Genomic DNA, 19631 nt, shown 5'->3' on the forward strand with positions numbered 1-19631 from the left:
TTCCCAAGCAATGGTTCTCAGCAATACCTTATGGCTCCCGGCTGACCGAAGAAGCCTTAAGGAGGCTTTCCCGTGGCAGACCGCACACCGCCGCTCGGCATCGAGGAACTGCACGCCCTCGTCGCCGGCGGTGAGATCGACACCGTCGTCCTGGCCTTCCCCGACATGCAAGGACGGCTCCAGGGCAAGCGGTTCGCCGCGCGTTTCTTCCTCGACGAGGTCCTCCACCACGGCACCGAGGGGTGCAACTACCTCCTCGCCGTGGACACCGACATGAACACCGTCGACGGCTACGCCATGTCCTCCTGGGAGCGCGGCTACGGAGACTTCGCCTTCCACCCGGACCTCGCCACCCTGCGCCGCATCCCCTGGCACCCCGGCACGGCCCTGCTGATCGCCGACCTCGCCTGGGAGGACGGCACCCCGGTGGCCGCCGCGCCGCGGCAGATCCTGCGCCGCCAGCTGGAGCGGCTCGCCGAGCACGGCTGGACCGCCCAGGTCGGCACCGAGCTGGAGTTCATCGTCTTCAAGGACACCTACGAGGCGGCCTGGGACGCGAACTACCGCGGCCTGACCCCCGCCAACCAGTACAACGTCGACTACTCCATCCTCGGCACCGGCCGCATCGAACCCCTCCTTCGCCGGCTGCGCAACGACATGGCCGGGGCCGGCCTCACCGTCGAGTCCGCCAAGGGCGAGTGCAACCCCGGCCAGCACGAGATCGCCTTCCGCTACGACGAGGCCCTCGTCACCTGCGACCAGCACGCCCTGTACAAGACCGGCGCCAAGGAGATCGCCGCGCAGGAGGGCGTGTCGATCACCTTCATGGCCAAGTACAACGAGCGCGAGGGCAACTCCTGCCACATCCACCTCTCGCTCACCGACGCCGACGGCACCAATGTGATGGCCGGGCCCGACGGCATGTCCGACGTCATGCGCCACTTCCTCGCCGGGCAGCTCGCCGCCCTGCGCGACTTCTCCCTCCTCTACGCGCCCAACATCAACTCGTACAAGCGCTTCCAGCCCGGCTCCTTCGCCCCCACCGCCGTCGCCTGGGGCCACGACAACCGCACCTGCGCGCTCAGGGTCGTCGGCCACGGCCGCTCCCTGCGCTTCGAGAACCGCCTGCCCGGCGGCGACGTCAACCCGCACCTCGCCGTCGCCGGACTCGTCGCGGCGGGGCTGTACGGCGTCGAGCACAAGCTGGAGCTGCCCGAGCCCTGTGCGGGCAACGCCTACACCGCCGGCTACGAGCACGTCCCCACCACCCTGCGCGAGGCCGCCGAGCTCTGGGAGAACAGCCCCATCGCCCGGGCCGCCTTCGGCGACGAGGTCGTCGCGCACTACCGCAACATGGCGCGCGTCGAGCTGGAGGCCTTCGACGCCGCGGTCACCGACTGGGAGCTGCGCCGCTCCTTCGAACGCATGTGAGGCACCGACTTGTCCGAGCAGCTCCAGGTACTGAACCCGGCCACCGAAGAAGTCCTCGCGACCGTGCCCGCCGCCGACGCGGCCGACGTGGACCGGGCCGTCGTACGGGCCACGCGCGCACAGTCGGCGTGGGCCGCGCTCGCCCCCGGCGACCGGGCCCGGCTGCTGCGCCGGTTCGCCGCGGTCGTCGACGAACACCTCGAGGAACTGGCCCAGCTGGAGGTCCGCGAGGCCGGGCACACCCTCGGCAACGCCCGCTGGGAGGCGGGCAACGTCCGTGACCTGCTGGACTACGCGGCCGGGGGAGTGGAGCGGCTGACGGGCCGGCAGATCCCGGTCGCGGGCGGCCTGGACGTCACGATCCTCGAACCGCTCGGCGTGGTGGGCGTCATCGCGCCCTGGAACTTCCCGATGCCGATCGCCGCCTGGGGGACCGCCCCGGCCCTGGCGGCCGGCAACGCGGTGCTCCTCAAGCCCGCCGAGACGACCCCGCTGACCGCCCTGCGCCTGGCCGAACTGGCTCTGGAGGCCGGACTGCCGGAGGGCCTGTTCCAGGTGCTGCCCGGCCACGGACCCGTCACCGGGAACGCCCTCGTCGAGCACCCCGGCGTCGCGAAGATCGTCTTCACGGGGTCAACGGCCGTGGGCAAACAGGTGTGGGCGAAGGGCGCGGCCCAGCTCAAGCGCGTCACGCTCGAACTCGGCGGCAAGAGCCCCAACATCGTCTTCGCCGACGCCGACCTGAAGGCCGCCGTCGACCCCTTCTCCTTCCTCGACAACTCCGGCCAGGACTGCTGCGCCCGCACCCGCATCCTCGTCCAGGAGTCCGTCCACGACGAGGTGCGCGAGCTGCTCGCCGACGCCCTCGCCGCCGTCGTCGTAGGCGATCCGGCCGACGAGAAGACGCAGATGGGCCCGCTGATCTCCCGGCAACAGCTGGACCGCGTACGGTCGTTCGTGCCCGACGACGCCCCCGGCCTGCGCGGCAGCGCGCCCGACGGGCCCGGGTTCTGGTTCCCGCCGACCGTGCTCACCGGCGAGCGCCCCGACTCCCTCGCCGCCCGCGAGGAGATCTTCGGCCCCGTCGCCGTCCTGCTGCCGTTCACCGACGAGGAGGACGCGATCCGCCTCGCCAACGACACCCCGTACGGCCTGTCCGGCTCGCTCTGGACCCGGGACATCGGCCGCGCCCTGCGGGTCGCCGGGGCCGTCCGGGCCGGCAACCTGTCCGTCAACTCCCACTCCAGCGTCCGCTACTGGACCCCGTTCGGCGGCTTCAAGCAGTCCGGCGTCGGACGCGAGCTGGGCCCGGACGCCCTGACCGCCTTCACCGAGACCAAGAACGTCTTCATCAGCACGGAGGGCCCCGCACAGTGACCTCATCGACCGAAGAGACCGTCTGCCGCCGCCTGGTCGGCCGTACCGCCGTCATCACCGGAGCCGGCAGCGGCATCGGACTCGCCACCGCCCGCCGTCTCGCCTCCGAGGGTGCCCACGTCGTCTGCGGCGACGTCGACGAGGCCCGCGGCAAGGCGGCCGCCGAGGAGGTCGGCGGGCTGTTCGTCAAGGTCGACGTCACCGACCCCGAGCAGGTCGAGGCGCTGTTCAAGGCGGCGTACGACACCTACGGCAGCGTCGACATCGCCTTCAACAACGCCGGCATCTCCCCGCCCGACGACGACTCGATCCTGGAGACGGGCCTGGAAGCCTGGAAGCGCGTCCAGGAGGTCAACCTCACCTCCGTCTACCTGTGCTGCAAGGCCGCGCTGCCCTACATGCGGCGCCAGGGCAAGGGCTCCATCATCAACACGGCGTCCTTCGTGGCGCGGATGGGCGCGGCCACCTCGCAGATCTCCTACACCGCCTCCAAGGGCGGCGTGCTCGCCATGTCCCGCGAACTGGGCGTGCAGTTCGCCCGCGAGGGCATCCGGGTGAACGCCCTGTGCCCCGGCCCGGTCAACACGCCCCTCCTCCAGGAGCTGTTCGCCAAGGACCCCGAGCGGGCCGCGCGCCGCCTGGTGCACATCCCGCTCGGCCGGTTCGCCGAGGCCGAGGAGATCGCCGCCGCGGTGGCCTTCCTGGCCAGCGACGACTCCTCCTTCGTCAACGCCACCGACTTCCTCGTCGACGGCGGTATCTCGGGGGCCTACGTCACCCCGCTGTAGGCCCCCGCCCCAGCCCGTTCGCCTAGAGTGCCGCTGTGAGCATGACACCACCGCCCGGCTGGTACCCCGACCCGCACGCCCCGCATCTGGAGCGCTGGTGGGACGGCACGGCCTGGACCGAGCACCGGCGCGCCCCCGAGACGGCGGGGCCGCCGGTGCCCGTCCCCGTGCCCGCCGGCGGTGGCTCGGGGCGCGCCAAGGCGGTCGCGCTGACCGTGGCCGGGGCGGTCCTGGTCGCCGCGATCACCACCGGCGCGATCGTGCTCAGCGGCGGCAGCGACGACGTCGACACTCCGGCAGACCCCTCACCGACCACGTACTACACGGCCGCTCCGCCCTCCCCGACGACCGAGGAGCCCGACCCGGTCGAGGAGGAGGACCCGTCCGTCGTCGTGGACGAGCTCAACGGCATCACCTTCCCGCTGCCCGCGGGCTGGGTCCTGCCGGAGTACGTCACCGACCACTCCGTCGTGATGACCACGGACGGCACCTACGACTGCCCCGGCGACTGGGGCAGATGCCTGCACGGCCAGGTCAGCTCACGCACGGTCAGCTCGGACGGCGAGACGCCCGAGGCCCTCGCCAAGGCCGACATAGCGGACGCTGCCGAGGAGGCCTACGGCCGCAACCGGCTGGACCGGCGGCCCTTCGGCGGCATCACCTCCCACCGGCAGGTCGCGGCCGGACAGGTCGCGGTGGCCGGGCGCGCCGGCTACTACGTGCGCTGGCGCGTGCACACGGCCGAGGGACCCGGCGGCTACGTGCAGTCGCTGGCCTTCCCCTCGACCGTCGGCATCGGCTCGCCGGTCGTCGTCCGCTTCGTCTTCGACGCCGGCGACGACGGCCCGCCCCTCGGCGACATGGACCTGATCACCGACGGCATCCGGCCCGTCGGCGACGCGGACACGGGCGGGGGCGTGGGCAGCAGTGTGGGCCCCACCGACTGAGACGCGCTAGAGGAAGGTGCGCCCCTCACCTCGATACGTCGGCACGGTCGCCGTCACCCGGTCGCCCTCCACCAGATGCAGCGTCTCGAACCGCTCGCACAGCTCGCCCGCCTTCGCGTGCCGGAACCACACCTTGTCGCCGATCAGCAGATCGTCCGCCGGTGAGCCCAGCAGCGGCGTCTGCACCTCGCCGGGCCCCTCCTGGGGGTCGTACCGCAGCCCTTCGGGCAGGTAGGGCACCGGCAGCCGGTCGGGCCCGGCCGCACCGGAGGCCGGATAGCCACCCCCGAGCACGGTCACCACTCCCACCCCCGGCCGGCGCACGACCGGCTGGGCGAACAGAGCGGCCGGACGTCCGCTGAAGGACGTGTAGTTGTCGAACAACCGCGGCACATACAGACCCGACCCGGCCGCGATCTCGGTGACCGCGTCCTCCGCGGCGGTGTGCTGCACACTGCCGGTGCCGCCGCCGTTGACGAACTCCAGGCCCGGCACCACCGCGCGCACCGCCCGTACCGCGGCCGCCCGCCGCTCGGCCAGCTCCTGGCGCGCGGTGGCCTGCATCAGCCGGATCGCCCGCGACCTCAGCGGCCGGCCGGCCACCGCGTCGCCGACGCCCGCGACATGACCCTCGTACGCCATGATCCCGACGACCTCGAAACCGGGGCGCCGGGTCACCGCGCGGGCCAGGTCGGCGAGTTGGGCGGGGGAGTGGCACGGGGAGCGCAGGGCGCCGACGCGCACGCGCCCGCCGAGCAGGCGCAGTGACGTGTCCAACTCCAGGCAGACCCGGACCACTTCACGCCCGCCGGAGCGCGCCGCGTCGATCAGGTCGAGCTGCGCCGGGTCGTCGACCATGACGGTCACCGCGGCGGCCAGCTTCGGGTCGGCGGCCAGTTCGGCGAAACCGGCCCGGTCGGCCGACGGGTAGGCCAGCAGCACGTCGTCGAACCCGGAGCGGGCCAGCCACAGCGACTCGGCGAGCGTGTACGACATGATCCCCGCGAAGCCGTCCCTGGCCAGGACCCGTTCCAGCAGGGCCCGGCAGCGTACGGACTTGCTGGCGACCCGGATCGGCTTGCCGGCCGCGCGGCGGACGAGGTCGTCCGCGTTGGCGTCGAAGGCCTCCAGATCCACGATCGCGACGGGGGCGTCGAGATGGGCGGTGGCCCGGTCGTAACGGGCCCGGTCGGCGGCGCGCGCAGTCATGAACGCAGCCTGCCAGACAGGATTACCGCAGGGTAGGGGGACGATCCGGGCAGATGCCTCCGGCTCGTGGACCGGTTCCCCCTCGGGCCCCGGCAAGCCGTAGAGTGACGCGCACGTACGGGCACCGGTACGCACGAGGAAACGCCGGCACGGCACGAGGGAACGGGGGGTGCATGAGCACCGAAGCGCAGCGCGCCCCGGTTCCCCCACGTCCCACGGCCCCTCCCAAGCCCACCACCCCGCCCCCACCCCCGGAACCCCCCGCTCCACCCACACCCCCCACCCGTGGCGAACGCGAACACCCACACCCGACACCCTCGGCCCCGCCCGTGAACACCCCCTTCGGCGGCCCTCGGCCGCGCACGGCGGTTCCCGCCCCCTCGGCCCCGGACCGCAGCGCCGCGTCGGCCTCCGGTCCGGCCGCGGACCGAGGCGGGGACGGCGTCTTCGGTGGCTCCCGTCAGGGCACGGCGGTTCCCGCCCCGTCGGCCTCGGACCGCAGCACTGCGACGGCCTCCGGTCCGGCCGCTGGCCGAACTGGGGACGGCGTCTTCGGCGGCCCACGCCAGGGCGCGGCTGCTCCCGCCCCCTCGGCCCCGGACCGCAGCGCCGCGTCGGCCTCCGGCCCGGCCGTGGACCGAAGCGGGGACTCCCGTCAGGGCACCGCGGCACTCACCCCCTCCGCCCCGGATCGCGGCACCGCCCCGCCCCCCGGCCGCCCCCCGGTGAACCGTGCCCGCGCGGAATCCGGTGTCTCCGCCGCGAACCGTGGCTGGACGGCACCGGGTACCCCGGCCGGGGACGTCTCCGCAGCGCACCCCCAGACCCGTGAGGGCACCTTGGCGGTGCCTGCCGGGGAACGCGGCGCCGAGGGGCCGCGGTTTCCCAGTCTGGGGGGCATATCGGCCGGGCGGACGCGGGTCGCTCCGCCGCCGCCCGCCGCCTCGGCCCGCTTCCCGGACGTTCCTCCGCAGGGCCCGGGGGAGACGCCCGAGGAGACCACCACTCGTCTGCGCCCCGTCCCGGCCGAACCGGCTGCCGCCGATGCGGCGAAGCCTCGCCAGGCCCCCGACCTCCCGCCACCGATGCCCCCCACCGCACACCCCCACGACCCCGGCCCCGACCCCGACGCGCCCTTCGCCTGGGGCGACCCCGCCGGACGGCCCGTCGTGTCCTTCGGACAGCCGGAGATGCCGGAGTCGTACGAGGAACGGGCCCGGGCCCGTCGCAGCCGGGCGCGCACCGCCGCGGCGGCCGCCTGTGTCGTCCTCGGCGTGGGACTCATCGGCGGCGCGGTGACGGGGAGTTGGCTCGTCGGCGAGTCCGCCGAGGAACGCGAACGCAGCGCCTTCACCGCCGCCGGCGAGCTGTGGCACAACGTGCCGGTCGACCAGCTCTTCCCGCCCACCGTGCAGGGCACCGGGGCGGGCCCCGGCGGAGCCGACCGCACCTGGACCCGGATCGCCGTCGCCCCGGACACCGGCTGCGCCGACGCCTTCGACCCGCTGCTGCGCAAGGCCCTCGCCCCGGTCGGCTGCGAACGCCTGCTGCGCGCCACCTACACCGACGCCACCCGCAGCCACGTCACCACCGTCGGCCTGCTGTTCACCAAGGCCGACGCGCCCGCCATGCGCTCCCTGGACCGGCAGTTCGACAGCGAGGGCCTGGCCGAGCGCACCGACCTGATGCCCCGCCCCTACGCGGCGAAGGGCACCCTCGCCGAGGACTTCGGCCCGCGACAGCGCGCCTCCTGGACCGTTTCGGTGCTCACCGACGCCCCCGTCGTCGTCTACGCCGTCTCCGGCTGGGCCGACGCCCGCACGGTCGACGAGCCCCAGCCCGCCGCCGACGCCACCCGCGCCGAAGCCACGGCCGACCCCGCGCAGGCCGGCCTCGGCCACGAGGCCCAGGGCCTCGCCGACCGCATCGAGCGCGCCCTGCGCAGACACGCCGCCACGGCCACGGAGCAGCCGTCATGACCCGCCGTACGACCGCCAGGACCGCGCTCCTCGGCAGCCTCCTCGCCGCCTCGCTCGCCCTCGTGCCGCCCACCGTCGCGCACGCCGACGCCATACGCGCCCAGCAGTGGGCCCTCGAAGCCCTGCACACCGACGAGGTCTGGCAGACCACCAAGGGCGAGGGCGTCACCGTCGCCGTCCTCGACACGGGCGTCGACGCCAGCCACCCCGACCTCGTCGGCAGCATCCTCAAGGCCAAGGACATGGTCGGCTTCGGCGCAGGCAAGGGCGACCGCGCCTGGGCCCGGCACGGCACCGCGATGGCCGGCATCATCGCCGGCCACGGACACGGCCCCAGCGGCGGCGACGGCGTCCTGGGCGTCGCCCCCGGCGCCAAGATCCTGCCGGTCCGGGTGATCCTGGAGGACGGCGACCCCGCCCGCGCCAAGGCCCGCAAGACCCGCGGCAACGCCCTCGCCGACGGCATCCGCTGGGCCGCCGACCACGGCGCCGACGTCATCAACCTCTCCCTCGGTGACGACTCCAAGTCCGCCCACCCCGAGCCCGCCGAGGACGAGGCCGTCCAGTACGCGCTCGGCAAGGGCGCGGTCGTCGTCGCCTCCGCGGGCAACGGCGGCGAGAAGGGCGACCACATCTCCTACCCGGCCGCCTACCCGGGCGTCATCGCCGCCACGGCCGTCGACAAGTTCGGCACGCGCGCGTCCTTCTCGACCCGCCGCTGGTACGCCACCGTCAGCGCCCCCGGCGTCGACGTCGTCATCGCCGACCCCGACCGGAAGTACTACCAGGGCTGGGGCACCAGCGCCGCCGCCGCCTTCGTCTCCGGAGCCGTCGCGCTGGTCAGGTCGGCCCACCCCGGCCTCACCCCGGCCCAGATCAAGAAACTCCTGGAGGACACCGCCCGCAACGCCCCGGACAGCGGCCGCGACGACTCCCGCGGCTACGGCTTCATCGACCCGGCCGCCGCCATCAGGGCCGCCGACCACCTGAAGGCGGGCGGCCTGCACTCGACGGCGTACGGCGAGAAGTACTTCGGCGACGGCCCCGACGACCCCGAGCCCGACGACGGCCCCGCGGACTGGGCGGGCCCCTTGGCAGGCAGCGTGGGCGGAGTCCTGCTGGTGATGGCCGTGGTCCTGTGGCGGGGCCGCAGGGAGACCCACTGACCCGCGCGTCGCTCCGCCCGCCGCGGGAGGGGCGGCGCTACCTTCCGTCGCCATGGCGGAACCCCTCTTCTACCTCGACCGCTCGGACATCCTCGACGGCAGGCTCGCCGACGTCCGCGACGGGATGCGCGAACTGGCCGGCTTCGTCCGGGCGCGCGAGCCGCGGCTGATCGCCTACCACTTCTTCGTCGACGACACCGAGTCCACCATGAGCGTGCTGGCCGTCCACCCCGACTCGGCGTCGCTGGACCTCCACCTGCGCGTCGGCGGACCGAGGTTCCGGGCGTTCGGCGCACTCGTCCGCATGCGGTCCATGGACGTCTACGGCAGCCCGGACCCGGCCGTCGTGGACGCACTCCGCGAGAAGGCCGCGTACCTCGGCGGGGCCACGCTCACCCTGCACGCCTGGCAGGCGGGCTTCAGCAGGCTCCTGCCCCCGATAGGGTCGGACACGTGAACAAGAACATCCCCGACCCCGGCTTCGGCGACGACGACGGCTCGGCCGACCCCCGGCTGAGCGCGGCCCTCGCGACCTGGGCCGAGGACCGCACGGCCGTCGCCCCCGTGCTGGAGGCCCTCAAGGGCGCCAGACTCCTCGTGCCCGTCGTCGCCGTGCTCGGCGAGGTCGAGGAGGACGAGAACGGCCTGCGCCGCGAGAAGACCAGCGACATGGCCGTCCCCACCCTGAAGGCCGGCCCCCGCACCGCGCTGCCCGCCTTCACCTCGACCGAGTCGCTGGCCCGCTGGGACGCCGAGGCGCGCCCCGTGGCCGTACCGCTGCACCAGGCGCTGCAGGCGGCCGCGCACGAGAAGGCCGACACGGTGGTGCTGGACCTGGCGGGGCCGGTGCCGTTCGAGCTGACCCGGCCGCTGCTGCTGGCCCTCGCGGAGGGACGCACCAGCGCCGACCCGCTGACCGATCCGGCGGTCGTGGAGGCCGTACGCGCCGCTGTCGCGGGCGAGCCGGCCGTGCTGCGCGCCCACCTCGGCCCCGGGCAGGCCGACGGCACCCTCGCCCTGGTCCTCGACCCGGCCGCGGCCCCCGCCGACGCCGCCCGCGCGGTGGCCCGGCGTCTCGCCGCCGACGAAACACTGAGGGCCCGCCTGGTGCGCGGTCTCGACCTGGCAGTGCTGCCGGCCGAGGCCACGCCACCCGGCGAGCCCCTCTTCGTACGCGCGTGATCTAGCCGTACACCGGGCCGGTGTACTTCTCGCCCGGGCCCTGGCCCGGCTCGTCCGGGACCAGGGACGCCTCGCGGAAGGCGAGCTGGAGCGACTTCAGGCCGTCGCGCAGCGGGGCGGCGTGGAAGGAGCTGATCTCGGTCGTGCTCGCGTCGAGCAGGCCGGCGAGGGCGGTGACCAGCTTGCGGGCCTCGTCCAGGTCCTTGTACTTGTCGCCCTCCTCGGTCAGGCCGAGCTTCACCGCGGCGGCGCTCATCAGGTTGACGGCGACCGTCACGATCACCTCGACGGCCGGCACCTCCGCGATGTCGCGGGTCATCTCGTCGTAGGCGGGCGTGTCTGGAGAGGTCTCACTCATGCCTCTCACGATAGGCCCCGGCGGAGCCCGGTTCGCACCGCCCCCGGGTTGCTGCTAACCTTGTGTAACGACCGGCTGGACACTGACGTGTGCAGCCCACAAGTGGAGGCTCCGATCTCCCACCTGACCGTCCTCCGGGACGGCGGGTCACCCGGTCAGGCGGCCACCATCGTTCCGTACGGACGATGGAGTCGCCCGAAAGCGCGCCCCGCGATCATCGCGGCGGTGCTCCGGTTGTGTTTGGAGCCCCGCCTGTGATCGTCCGGGGCATTTTTTGTGCTTCGGCGCGGTTAGGTCTTACGAAAGAAGACATACGCGGCTGTCCGCCAGACCGCCGTGTGGTGCTAACCGAGGAGGATCCATCAGCGCCGAGCCCCGCATCAACGACCGGATTCGCGTTCCCGAGGTGCGACTTGTCGGTCCCAGTGGCGAGCAGGTGGGCATCGTCCCGCTGGCCAAGGCACTGGAGCTTGCGCAGGAGTACGACCTGGACCTGGTCGAGGTCGCGGCGAACGCCCGTCCGCCCGTGTGCAAGCTCATGGACTACGGGAAGTTCAAGTACGAGTCGGCCATGAAGGCCCGTGAGGCGCGCAAGAACCAGGCGCACACGGTCATCAAGGAGATGAAGCTCCGGCCGAAGATCGACCCGCACGACTATGACACCAAGAAGGGTCACGTCGTCCGGTTCCTCAAGCAGGGCGACAAGGTCAAGATCACGATCATGTTCCGTGGTCGCGAGCAGTCCCGGCCCGAGTTGGGCTACCGACTGCTGCAGCGTCTCGCGGAGGACGTCCAGGACCTCGGTTTCGTGGAGTCGAACCCGAAGCAGGACGGCCGAAACATGATCATGGTTCTCGGTCCGCACAAGAAGAAGACCGAGGCGATGGCCGAGGCCCGCCAGGCGCAGGAAGCCCGCAAGGCGGAGGCGAAGGCCAACCCCGGCCGTTCGATGAACGCCGCGGACCCCGACGCCGCGAACGCCGCCGAGGCCCCGGCCGAGGCTCCGTCCGAGGCTTCCGCCGAGGCGTGACCCCGGGGGACGTCAGTCCCCAGGACGTAACCGATACAAGAGCGACGCTCCACCGTGCCCGGTTTTCGCGACCGGGCACCGGAGCGCCACCGACGAGGAGAGAACGGCGCTATGCCGAAGAACAAGTCGCACAGCGGTGCCAGCAAGCGCTTCAAGATCACCGGCTCCGGCAAGGTGCTCCGCGAGCGCGCCGGCAAGCGCCACCTGCTCGAGCACAAGTCGTCCCGCGTGACGCGTCGCCTCACCGGCAACGCCGAGATGGCCCCGGGCGACGCCGCGAAGATCAAGAAGCTTCTCGGCAAGTGAGGTCGGGCGCGCAGCGCCTGATCCCCCTCTAGACCGGGACCCAATCGTTTCCGGGCCGTGTGAGTCCAACCACGGCCCCGCTACAAGGAGTTAACAAGTGGCACGCGTCAAGCGGGCAGTCAACGCCCACAAGAAGCGCCGGGCGATCCTCGAGCAGGCTTCCGGCTACCGCGGTCAGCGTTCGCGTCTGTACCGCAAGGCCAAGGAGCAGGTCACCCACTCGCTGGTCTACAACTACAACGACCGCAAGAAGCGCAAGGGCGACTTCCGTCAGCTGTGGATCCAGCGCATCAACGCCGCTGCCCGCGCCAACGGCATCACCTACAACCGCTTCATCCAGGGTCTGAAGGCCGCCAACGTCGAGGTCGACCGCAAGATCCTCGCCGAGCTGGCGGTCAACGACGCGGGCGCGTTCGCCGCGCTGGTCGAGGTGGCCCAGAAGGCGCTGCCGAGCGACGTCAACGCTCCCAAGGCTGCGTGACGCCGCGCCGGCCTTGAGCCGACGTGACTGGACGGACCCGCGGGCTCAACGCCCGCGGGTCCGTTGTTGTTGAAAGAGGTGAAGGTGAACCGTATGTCCCCTGCCAGCCCCGAGCTGATCTCCCCCCGTTCGCCCCGCGTGTCCGCCGCACGGCGGCTCGCCAGGCGGAACTTCCGGGGGAAGGAGCGGCTGTTCCTCGCGGAGGGGCCGCAGGCCGTGCGGGAGGCGGCGGCGTACGGGGACAACCTCGTGGAGCTGTTCGCGACCCTCGAGGCCGCGGAGCGGTACGCGGACATCGTGGGGGAGGCGCGTGACGCGGGCGCCCGGGTCCACCTCGCCTCCGAGGAGGTGATCGCCGACATCTCCACCACCGTGACCCCGCAGGGCCTGGTCGGCGTCTGCCGCTTCCTCGACACGCCCTTCGAGGACATCCTGCGCGCCCGGCCCAAGCTGGTCGCCGTGCTGGCGCATGTGCGCGACCCCGGCAACGCGGGCACCGTGCTGCGCTGCGCCGACGCCGCCGGAGCGGAGGCGGTCGTCCTCACCGACGCGTCCGTCGACCTGTACAACCCCAAGGCCGTACGGGCCTCCGTGGGCTCCCTGTTCCATCTGCCGGTCGCCGTCGGTGTCCCGGTCGAGCGGGCCGTCGCCGGGCTCCAGGAGGCGGGCGTACGCATCCTCGCCGCCGACGGGGCCGGGGACCGAGACCTCGACGAGGAACTGGACAAGGGCACCATGGGCGGGCCCACCGCCTGGGTGTTCGGCAACGAGGCCTGGGGCCTGCCGGAGGAGACCCGCGCCCTCGCCGACGCCGTGGTGCGCGTGCCGATCCACGGCCGGGCCGAGTCGCTGAACCTCGCGACCGCCGCAGCCGTATGCCTGTACGCCTCGGCCCGTGCACAGCGCGCGGCCACAGGCTGCCGCTCCGTCACCGAAGGCTAGTAGGGTGACCTGCCCTGGGGCCCTCCCCAAGCTCTCGGCTGCGCTCGTCGAGCGGGGAGGCACCTCCATGCCGTCTGAGAGGTGGGACACGGGGATATGAGCGTCGGCACGGGCAGCGCAGCGGGGGCGGAAGACGCGAGCCGCCCGCCCGAGCTGCGCCTGGACGCCCCGGCCGGGCTCGGGATAGACCCCGACGACCTGCCCGAGGGACTCGTCGTCGCGGACGAGCAGGGGCGGGTGATCTGCTTCAACGCCGCCGCCGAGCGCATCACCGCCGTGCGCGCCGCCGACGCGCTCGGCCGGCGCCTCGACAAGGCCCTGCCGCTCGAAGACCTCGAAGGCCGGCGCTGGTGGCAGGTGACCGACCCCTACGGCGGGCTCGCCATACGGATCGGGCAGCCGGAGCGCAACCTGCTGCTGCCCGGCGCCCGCGAGGTGCTGGTCTCCGCCCGCTATGTGCGCGACGAGCCCACCGGGCCCGTACGGCGGGTCGTCGTGTGTCTGCGCGACACCGAGGCCCGGCGCCGCACCGAGCGCAGCCACGCCGAGCTGATCGCCACCGTCGCCCATGAGCTGCGCTCGCCGCTCACCTCGGTGAAGGGCTTCACCGCGACGCTGCTGGCCAAGTGGGAGCGGTTCACCGACGACCAGAAGCGGCTGATGCTGGAGACCGTCGACGCCGACGCCGACCGCGTCACCCGGCTCATCGCCGAGCTCCTCGACATCTCCCGGATCGACTCCGGCCGCCTGGAGGTGCGCCGCCAGCCCGTCGACATCGGCGCCGCCGTCGGTCGGCACATCCAGGCGTACGTCGCCGCCGGACAGCCCGCCGACCGGTTCCTGCTGCGCGTCGAGCAGCCGCTGCCCGATCTGTGGGCCGACCCCGACAAGATCGACCAGGTGCTCGGCAACCTCCTCGAAAATGCCGTGCGGCACGGCGAGGGAACTGTCACGATCGACGTCAGGCCCGCCCCGTCCCCCCGCGAGGGAGAAGGCCACGAGAACGCAGCCACGTCGGTCACCGTGAGCGACGAAGGCCCCGGCATCCCGGAGGAGTCCATGAACCGCGTCTTCACCCGCTTCTGGCGGGGCAGCAAGCGCGGCGGCACCGGGCTCGGCCTCTACATCGTCAAGGGCATCGTCGAGGCCCACGGCGGCACCATCACGGTCGGCCGCGCCCCCGCAGGCGGCGCCGAGTTCCGATTTACGTTGCCCGTGGCGGCACCGGCGTATCTCGCCCAGTGACCCACGGGCGCATCCGTAGACCCTCACCCCGTTAGACTCGGCCTTTGGCACCTTTGTGTCCCATGGACGGCCCTCTGACCTCTGCGTGAGTCGGTGACGGGGACCTTCAGCCAGCCAATCGGAAGCACGGGAAGAGATGTCGGCACCGAATAAGTCGTACGACCCTGTAGAGGTCGAGGCGTTGAAACCGGAAGAGATCGAGCGCATGCGGGACGAGGCGCTCGCCGCCTTCGCCGCCGCGGACTCCCTCGACGCGCTCCAGGACGCGAAGGTCGCCCACACCGGCGGCACCTCCCCGCTGGCCCTCGCCAACCGCGAGATCGGCGCCCTGCCCCCGCACGCCAAGGCCGCCGCCGGAAAACTGGTCGGCCAGGCCCGCGGCGCGGTGAACAAGGGCCTCGCCGCCCGCCAGGCGGAGCTGGAGGCCGAGCGCGACGCACGCGTCCTCGTGGAGGAGGACGTCGACGTCACGCTGCCGTACGACCGCGTCCCGGCCGGCGCCCGCCACCCGCTCACCACGCTCTCGGAGCGCATCGAGGACATCTTCGTGGCCATGGGCTACGAGGTCGCCGAGGGCCCCCAGGTCGAGGCCGAGTGGTTCAACTTCGACGCCCTCAACATCGGCCCGGACCACCCGGCCCGCGGCGAGGCGGACACCTTCTTCGTGCAGGGTCCGGACGGCGGCACCGAGTCGGGCGTGGTGCTGCGCACCCACACCTCCCCGGTGCAGATCCGCTCCCTGCTCGACCGTGAGCTGCCGGTGTACGTGATCTGCCCCGGCCGGGTGTACCGCACCGACGAGCTGGACGCCACGCACACCCCCGTCTTCCACCAGGTCGAGCTGCTCGCCGTGGACGAGGGCCTGACCATGGCGGACCTCAAGGGCACCCTGGACCACATGGTCCAGTCCCTGTTCGGCGAGGGCATGAAGACCCGGCTGCGGCCGAACTTCTTCCCGTTCACCGAGCCGTCCGCCGAGATGGACATGGTGTGCTACGTCTGCCGCGGCGAGTCCGTGGGCAACCCCGACCGTCCCTGCCGCACCTGCTCCTCCGAGGGCTGGATCGAGCTCGGCGGCTGCGGCATGGTCAACCCGCGGGTGCTGGCCGCCTGCGGTGTCGACCCGGAGAAGTACAGCGGCTTCGCCTTCGGGTTCGGCATCGAGCGGATGCTGATGTTCCGCCACAACGTCGAAGACATGCGAGACATGGTCGAGGGTGACATCCGGTTCACCCGGCCCTTCGGGATGGAGATCTGATGCGGGTCCCGCTTTCTTGGCTGCGGGAGTACGTCGACCTGCCGGCCACCGAGACCGGCCGTGACGTCCAGGCCAAGCTCATTTCGGCCGGTCTGGAGGTCGAGACGGTCGAACAGCTCGGCCACGACCTCAAGGGCCCCCTGGCCGTCGGCCAGGTGCTGACGATCGAGGAGCTGACGGAGTTCAAGAAGCCCATCCGCTTCTGCACCGTCGACGTCGGCCAGGCCAACGGCACCGGCGAGCCCCAGGAGATCATCTGCGGCGCCCGCAACTTCCAGGTCGGCGACAAGGTCGTCGTGGCCCTCCCCGGCGCCGTGCTGCCCGGCGACTTCCAGATCGCCGAGCGCAAGACGTACGGCCGGGTCTCCCGCGGCATGATCTGCCTCCAGCGACGAGCTGAACATGGGCGACGACGGCACCAAGGGCATCATCGTCCTGCCGCCGGAGACCGAGATCGGCCGTGACGCCGTCGAGCTGCTGGAACTGGTCGACGAGGTGCTGGACATCGCCGTCACCGCCAACCGCGGCGACTGTCTGTCCATCCGCGGCGTCGCCCGCGAGACCGCCATCGCCTACGGCCTGCCGCTGAGCGACCCGGCCCTGCTCGACGTACCGGCGCCGAACGCGTACGGCTACCCCGTCCAGGTCACCGACCCGGCCGGCTGCGACCGCTTCACCGCCCGGACCGTCTCCGGTCTGAGCCCCGAGGCGCGCTCCCCGCTCTGGCTCCAGCGCCGCCTGCAGAAGGTCGGCATGCGCCCGATCTCGCTCGCGGTCGACGTCACCAACTACGTGATGATGGAGCTCGGCCAGCCGCTGCACGCCTACGACCGTGGGCTGGTCCAGGGCACCATCGGCGTCCGCCGCGCGGCCGAGGGCGAGAAGATCGTCACCCTCGACGGTGTGGAGCGCAAGCTGCACGCCGAGGACCTCGTCATCACCGACGACCGCGGGCCCATCGGCCTCGCCGGTGTCATGGGCGGCGCCAACACCGAGATCGCCGACCACGACGACGTCGAGAACGCGACCACCGACGTCGTGATCGAGGCCGCGCACTTCGACGCGGTCGCCATCGCGCGCACGGCCCGCCGCCACAAGCTGTCCTCCGAGGCCTCCCGCCGCTTCGAGCGGGGCGTCGACCCGGCCGCCGCCGCGGCCGCCGCGCAGCGCACGGTCGACCTGCTGGTCCTCCTCGCCGGCGGCACCGCCGACGCGGGCGTCACCGAGGTCGTCGCGCCGTCCGGGCCGCACACCATCAGCGTCCCGGCCGACCACCCCGACAAGGTCGCGGGCGTGCACTACGGCCGCGAGACCGTCGTCCGCCGCCTCCAGGAGATCGGCTGCGACGTCTACGGGCAGGACGAGCTGATCGTCACCGTCCCGTCCTGGCGGCCCGACCTCCTCGAGGTCAACGACCTCGCCGAGGAGGTCATCCGCCTGGAGGGCTACGAGAACCTGCCCTCCACGCTGCCCAAGCCGCCCTCCGGCCGTGGCCTCACCCACCGCCAGCGGCTGCACCGCCGCGTCGGCCGCGCCCTCGCCGGCGCCGGCTACGTCGAGGCGCCGAACTACCCGTTCGTCAACGAGCAGGTCTTCGACCAGCTGGGCCTCGAGGCCGACGACCCGGCCCGCCGCGTCGTGAAGCTGGTCAACCCGCTCAACGACGAGGAGCCCGCCCTCCGTACGTCGCTGCTGCCGGGCCTGCTGGGTGCCCTGCGGCGCAACGACGGCCGTGGCTCGCACGACCTGGCTCTCTTCGAGACGGGGCTGGTGTTCCAGCCGCGTAAGGAGCAGAGCGTCGCCGGCCATCTGCCCGTCGACCGCCGGCCCACCGACGAGGAGCTCGCCGCGCTGAACGCCGTGCTGCCCGAGCAGCCGCGCCATGTCGCCGTCGTCCTCGCGGGCGCCCGCGAGCAGGCCGGCTGGTGGGGCAAGGGCCGCCCGGCCGACTGGGCCGACGCGATCGAGGCCGGGCGCGCGGTCGCCCGTGAGGCCGGTGCCGAGCTCGTCGTCCGCAAGGGCGCGTACGGGCCGTGGCACCCGGGCCGCTGTGCCGAGTTCGTGGTCGTCGTCGACGGGGCGGAGGTCGTCATCGGTCACGCCGGTGAGCTGCACCCGCGTGCCGTGAAGGCCTTCGGTCTGCCCGCGCGCACCTGTGCGATGGAGCTGGACCTGGACGCCCTGGAGCGCTCCGGCGACGGTGTACCGCAGGCGCCGAGCATCTCCACCTTCCCGGTCGCCACGCAGGATGTCGCGCTCGTCGTGGACAAGCCGGTGCCGGCGGCCGAGGTCGAGGCGGCGCTGCGTGAAGGCGCCGGTGAACTGCTGGAGGGCATCCGGCTGTTCGACGTGTACGAGAACGCCGAGCAGCTCGGTGACGGGCGCAAGTCGCTCGCGTACGCGCTGCGGTTCCGGGCCGGTGACCGGACGCTGACCGTGGACGAGGCGTCTGCGGCGCGGGACGCGGCCGTCGCCCTTGCCGGTGAGCGGACCGGGGCCGTCCTGCGCGGCTGAGCGCCGTAGGGGCTGCGCGAGTGCCCCGGCTGCGGGTTGTCCGTGGTTGCTCGCGCAGTTCCCCGCGCCCCTTTAGGGCGATTCACTCATACGAGTGACAAAAGTGGGCGTAGTGGCCCCCCTCGGCCATGACTCGACAGAATCGGACCGGCCTTTCGGGGCCGGTCGATCTGTGCTGTCAGGGCCTGGATGGGGGGCCATCGACATGATTCGCATCAGGCGGCCGCTGCGCAGGGCCCTTGTGCTGGGACCGCCCACGGCGTGGGGCGCCGTGGCGATCACCTACAAGCTCGTCTGCCCGGCGGAACAGCAGGGCGGGCTCGGCGCGCGGATTCTCACCAGCGCCGTGTTCTTCGCCGTCGGCACGGGGCTGATACTCCACGTCCGGCGGACCCTGCTGCACGAGCTGCGCCAGGTGCGCCGGGTCGCGCGGGCCGCGCAGAGCGTGCTGCTGCGGCCGCTGCCGCCTCGGGTCGACGGGCTGAACACCGCCGCCGCCCAGCTCTCCGCCGACCGCGCCGCCTGTGTCGGCGGCGATCTGTACGAGGTGGTCGGCACCGAGCACGGCGTCCGGGTCGTGATGGGCGACGTACGCGGGCACGGGCTCGCCGCCCTCGGCACCGTCGCGGCGCTCCTCGGCAGCTTCCGCGAGGCCGCGCACGACGAACCCGACCTCGGCCGCGTGCTGCGCCGCCTCGACCGCGCGATGGCCCGGCACCTGCGCGAACGGTCCCGCTGGGAGCACCCGTCCTCCGGCGCGGCTCCCGCCGACAGCCCCGTCGCCGAGGAGTTCGTGACCCTGCTGCTCCTGGAGATCCACCGCGACGGCCGACTCCTCGCCCTCAACTGCGGCCACCCCTGGCCGTACCGCCTGGCCGGCCCCACGGTGACCTCCCTGTCCCGGGCCGACCCCCTGCCTCCCCTCGGCCCCTTCCCCCTCCCACCCGACCTCCCGCCCCTGCCCTGCGGCGACTTCCTCCCGGGCGAGTCCCTGGTCCTCTACACGGACGGCGCGGAGGACGCCCGTGACAACAGGGGCCGCTTCTTCGATCTGAGGCACACGCTGGCGAAACTCACCGGCAGCCACCCCCAGGCGATCCTGCGCACGGTCCTGGAAGCCCTGCTCAGCCACACGAAGGGCAGGACGACGGACGACATCGCCTTACTGGTCCTACGCAACGACAGAACAGGGCCTAGGTGCATGCCCCTAGGGGCGCGGGACGCTGACATCAGCGGCTCCGCCGCGCGGGCGCGAGCAACCACGACGCACCCGCAGCCGACAAACCACCTTTAGCCCTACGGCGTTCGAAAGCGAGGGCCGGCGTCGCCGTCCGCCAAGCCACGGAGTGTCGGGCAGGCAGCTGGGCGGACGGCGCGAAGCGGGCCGCCGCACTGTACGAGGGGGAGCCGGCGGCCCG

16 protein-coding genes and 2 pseudogenes are annotated in these 19631 nt (G+C 72.8%); 16 read left to right on the forward strand and 2 right to left on the reverse strand.

The features are described 5' to 3' along the window. The first annotated feature begins 72 nt into the window (after positions 1 to 72). Genes RKD23_RS30580 through RKD23_RS30595 form a run of 4 tightly spaced genes read left to right on the forward strand, consistent with a single transcriptional unit; the run spans position 73 to position 4543 of the window. Positions 73 to 1431, forward strand: a complete 1359-nt coding sequence (locus RKD23_RS30580; protein ID WP_424856631.1) for a glutamine synthetase family protein — start codon at positions 73 to 75, stop codon at positions 1429 to 1431. 9 nt (positions 1432 to 1440) lie between these two features. Then, on the forward strand, positions 1441 to 2808 hold the full coding sequence (locus RKD23_RS30585) for an aldehyde dehydrogenase family protein (protein ID WP_424856632.1): 1368 nt from the start codon (positions 1441 to 1443) through the stop codon (positions 2806 to 2808). Further along, positions 2805 to 3596 (forward strand): 3-oxoacyl-ACP reductase, encoded by a 792-nt coding sequence (locus tag RKD23_RS30590; RefSeq protein ID WP_424856633.1) that lies wholly within the window; start codon positions 2805 to 2807, stop codon positions 3594 to 3596. The genes RKD23_RS30585 and RKD23_RS30590 overlap by 4 nt, the downstream gene beginning before the upstream one ends. Positions 3597 to 3637: 41 nt before the next feature. Continuing rightward, entirely contained in the window at positions 3638 to 4543 is a 906-nt protein-coding gene (locus RKD23_RS30595) for a DUF2510 domain-containing protein (protein WP_424858374.1), read from the forward strand. A 6-nt stretch (positions 4544 to 4549) separates the two neighbouring features. On the opposite strand, the gene RKD23_RS30600 is transcribed toward RKD23_RS30595, so the two are convergent. Continuing rightward, positions 4550 to 5752 (reverse strand): amino acid deaminase/aldolase, encoded by a 1203-nt coding sequence (locus RKD23_RS30600; RefSeq protein WP_424856634.1) that lies wholly within the window; start codon positions 5750 to 5752, stop codon positions 4550 to 4552. Positions 5753 to 6837: 1085 nt separating this feature from the next. On the opposite strand from RKD23_RS30600, the gene RKD23_RS30605 reads away from it, so the two are divergent. The 4 genes from RKD23_RS30605 to RKD23_RS30620 are packed head-to-tail and all read left to right on the forward strand — an operon-like array spanning position 6838 to position 10079. After that, complete coding sequence (locus tag RKD23_RS30605) at positions 6838 to 7731, forward strand: hypothetical protein (RefSeq protein WP_424856635.1); 894 nt, start codon at positions 6838 to 6840, stop codon at positions 7729 to 7731. Further along, on the forward strand, positions 7728 to 8897 hold the full coding sequence (mycP, locus tag RKD23_RS30610) for a type VII secretion-associated serine protease mycosin (RefSeq protein WP_424856636.1): 1170 nt from the start codon (positions 7728 to 7730) through the stop codon (positions 8895 to 8897). Before RKD23_RS30605 ends, mycP begins: the two co-directional genes overlap by 4 nt. Positions 8898 to 8949: 52 nt before the next feature. Next, on the forward strand, positions 8950 to 9354 hold the full coding sequence (locus RKD23_RS30615; protein WP_424856637.1) for a hypothetical protein: 405 nt from the start codon (positions 8950 to 8952) through the stop codon (positions 9352 to 9354). After that, positions 9351 to 10079 (forward strand): SseB family protein, encoded by a 729-nt coding sequence (locus RKD23_RS30620; protein WP_424856638.1) that lies wholly within the window; start codon positions 9351 to 9353, stop codon positions 10077 to 10079. Before RKD23_RS30615 ends, RKD23_RS30620 begins: the two co-directional genes overlap by 4 nt. Position 10080: 1 nt before the next feature. Here the strand turns inward: RKD23_RS30620 and RKD23_RS30625 are convergent, their stop codons facing one another. Continuing rightward, positions 10081 to 10437, reverse strand: coding sequence for a DUF1844 domain-containing protein (locus RKD23_RS30625; RefSeq protein ID WP_424856639.1), 357 nt, complete (start codon positions 10435 to 10437; stop codon positions 10081 to 10083). 336 nt (positions 10438 to 10773) lie between these two features. On the opposite strand from RKD23_RS30625, the pseudogene infC reads away from it, so the two are divergent. The 8 genes and pseudogenes from infC to RKD23_RS30665 all read left to right on the forward strand — a co-directional run bounded on the left by infC (position 10774) and on the right by RKD23_RS30665 (position 19507). Then, positions 10774 to 11467, forward strand: a pseudogene (gene infC, locus RKD23_RS30630) (translation initiation factor IF-3). 111 nt (positions 11468 to 11578) lie between these two features. Next, positions 11579 to 11773 carry a 50S ribosomal protein L35 gene (rpmI, locus tag RKD23_RS30635; RefSeq protein ID WP_003977225.1) on the forward strand — a complete coding sequence of 65 codons (195 nt, stop codon included), beginning with the start codon at positions 11579 to 11581 and terminating at the stop codon, positions 11771 to 11773. A gap of 97 nt (positions 11774 to 11870) precedes the next feature. Beyond that, positions 11871 to 12254 (forward strand): 50S ribosomal protein L20, encoded by a 384-nt coding sequence (gene rplT / locus RKD23_RS30640; RefSeq protein WP_004002577.1) that lies wholly within the window; start codon positions 11871 to 11873, stop codon positions 12252 to 12254. Between the two features lie 93 nt (positions 12255 to 12347). Continuing rightward, positions 12348 to 13196 (forward strand): TrmH family RNA methyltransferase, encoded by an 849-nt coding sequence (locus tag RKD23_RS30645; RefSeq protein WP_424856640.1) that lies wholly within the window; start codon positions 12348 to 12350, stop codon positions 13194 to 13196. 96 nt (positions 13197 to 13292) lie between these two features. Further along, positions 13293 to 14441, forward strand: coding sequence for an ATP-binding protein (locus tag RKD23_RS30650; RefSeq protein WP_424856641.1), 1149 nt, complete (start codon positions 13293 to 13295; stop codon positions 14439 to 14441). Positions 14442 to 14577: 136 nt separating this feature from the next. After that, complete coding sequence (gene pheS / locus RKD23_RS30655) at positions 14578 to 15699, forward strand: phenylalanine--tRNA ligase subunit alpha (RefSeq protein ID WP_404042946.1); 1122 nt, start codon at positions 14578 to 14580, stop codon at positions 15697 to 15699. Continuing rightward, a pseudogene (gene pheT / locus RKD23_RS30660) lies at positions 15699 to 18213 on the forward strand (phenylalanine--tRNA ligase subunit beta). The gene pheS and the pseudogene pheT overlap by 1 nt, the downstream one beginning before the upstream one ends. Positions 18214 to 18418: 205 nt before the next feature. Next, complete coding sequence (locus RKD23_RS30665) at positions 18419 to 19507, forward strand: PP2C family protein-serine/threonine phosphatase (RefSeq protein WP_424856642.1); 1089 nt, start codon at positions 18419 to 18421, stop codon at positions 19505 to 19507. Positions 19508 to 19631: the final 124 nt, after the last annotated feature.

This window comes from Streptomyces sp. SAI-170, assembly GCF_049739565.1.
GTDB lineage: Bacteria > Actinomycetota > Actinomycetes > Streptomycetales > Streptomycetaceae > Streptomyces.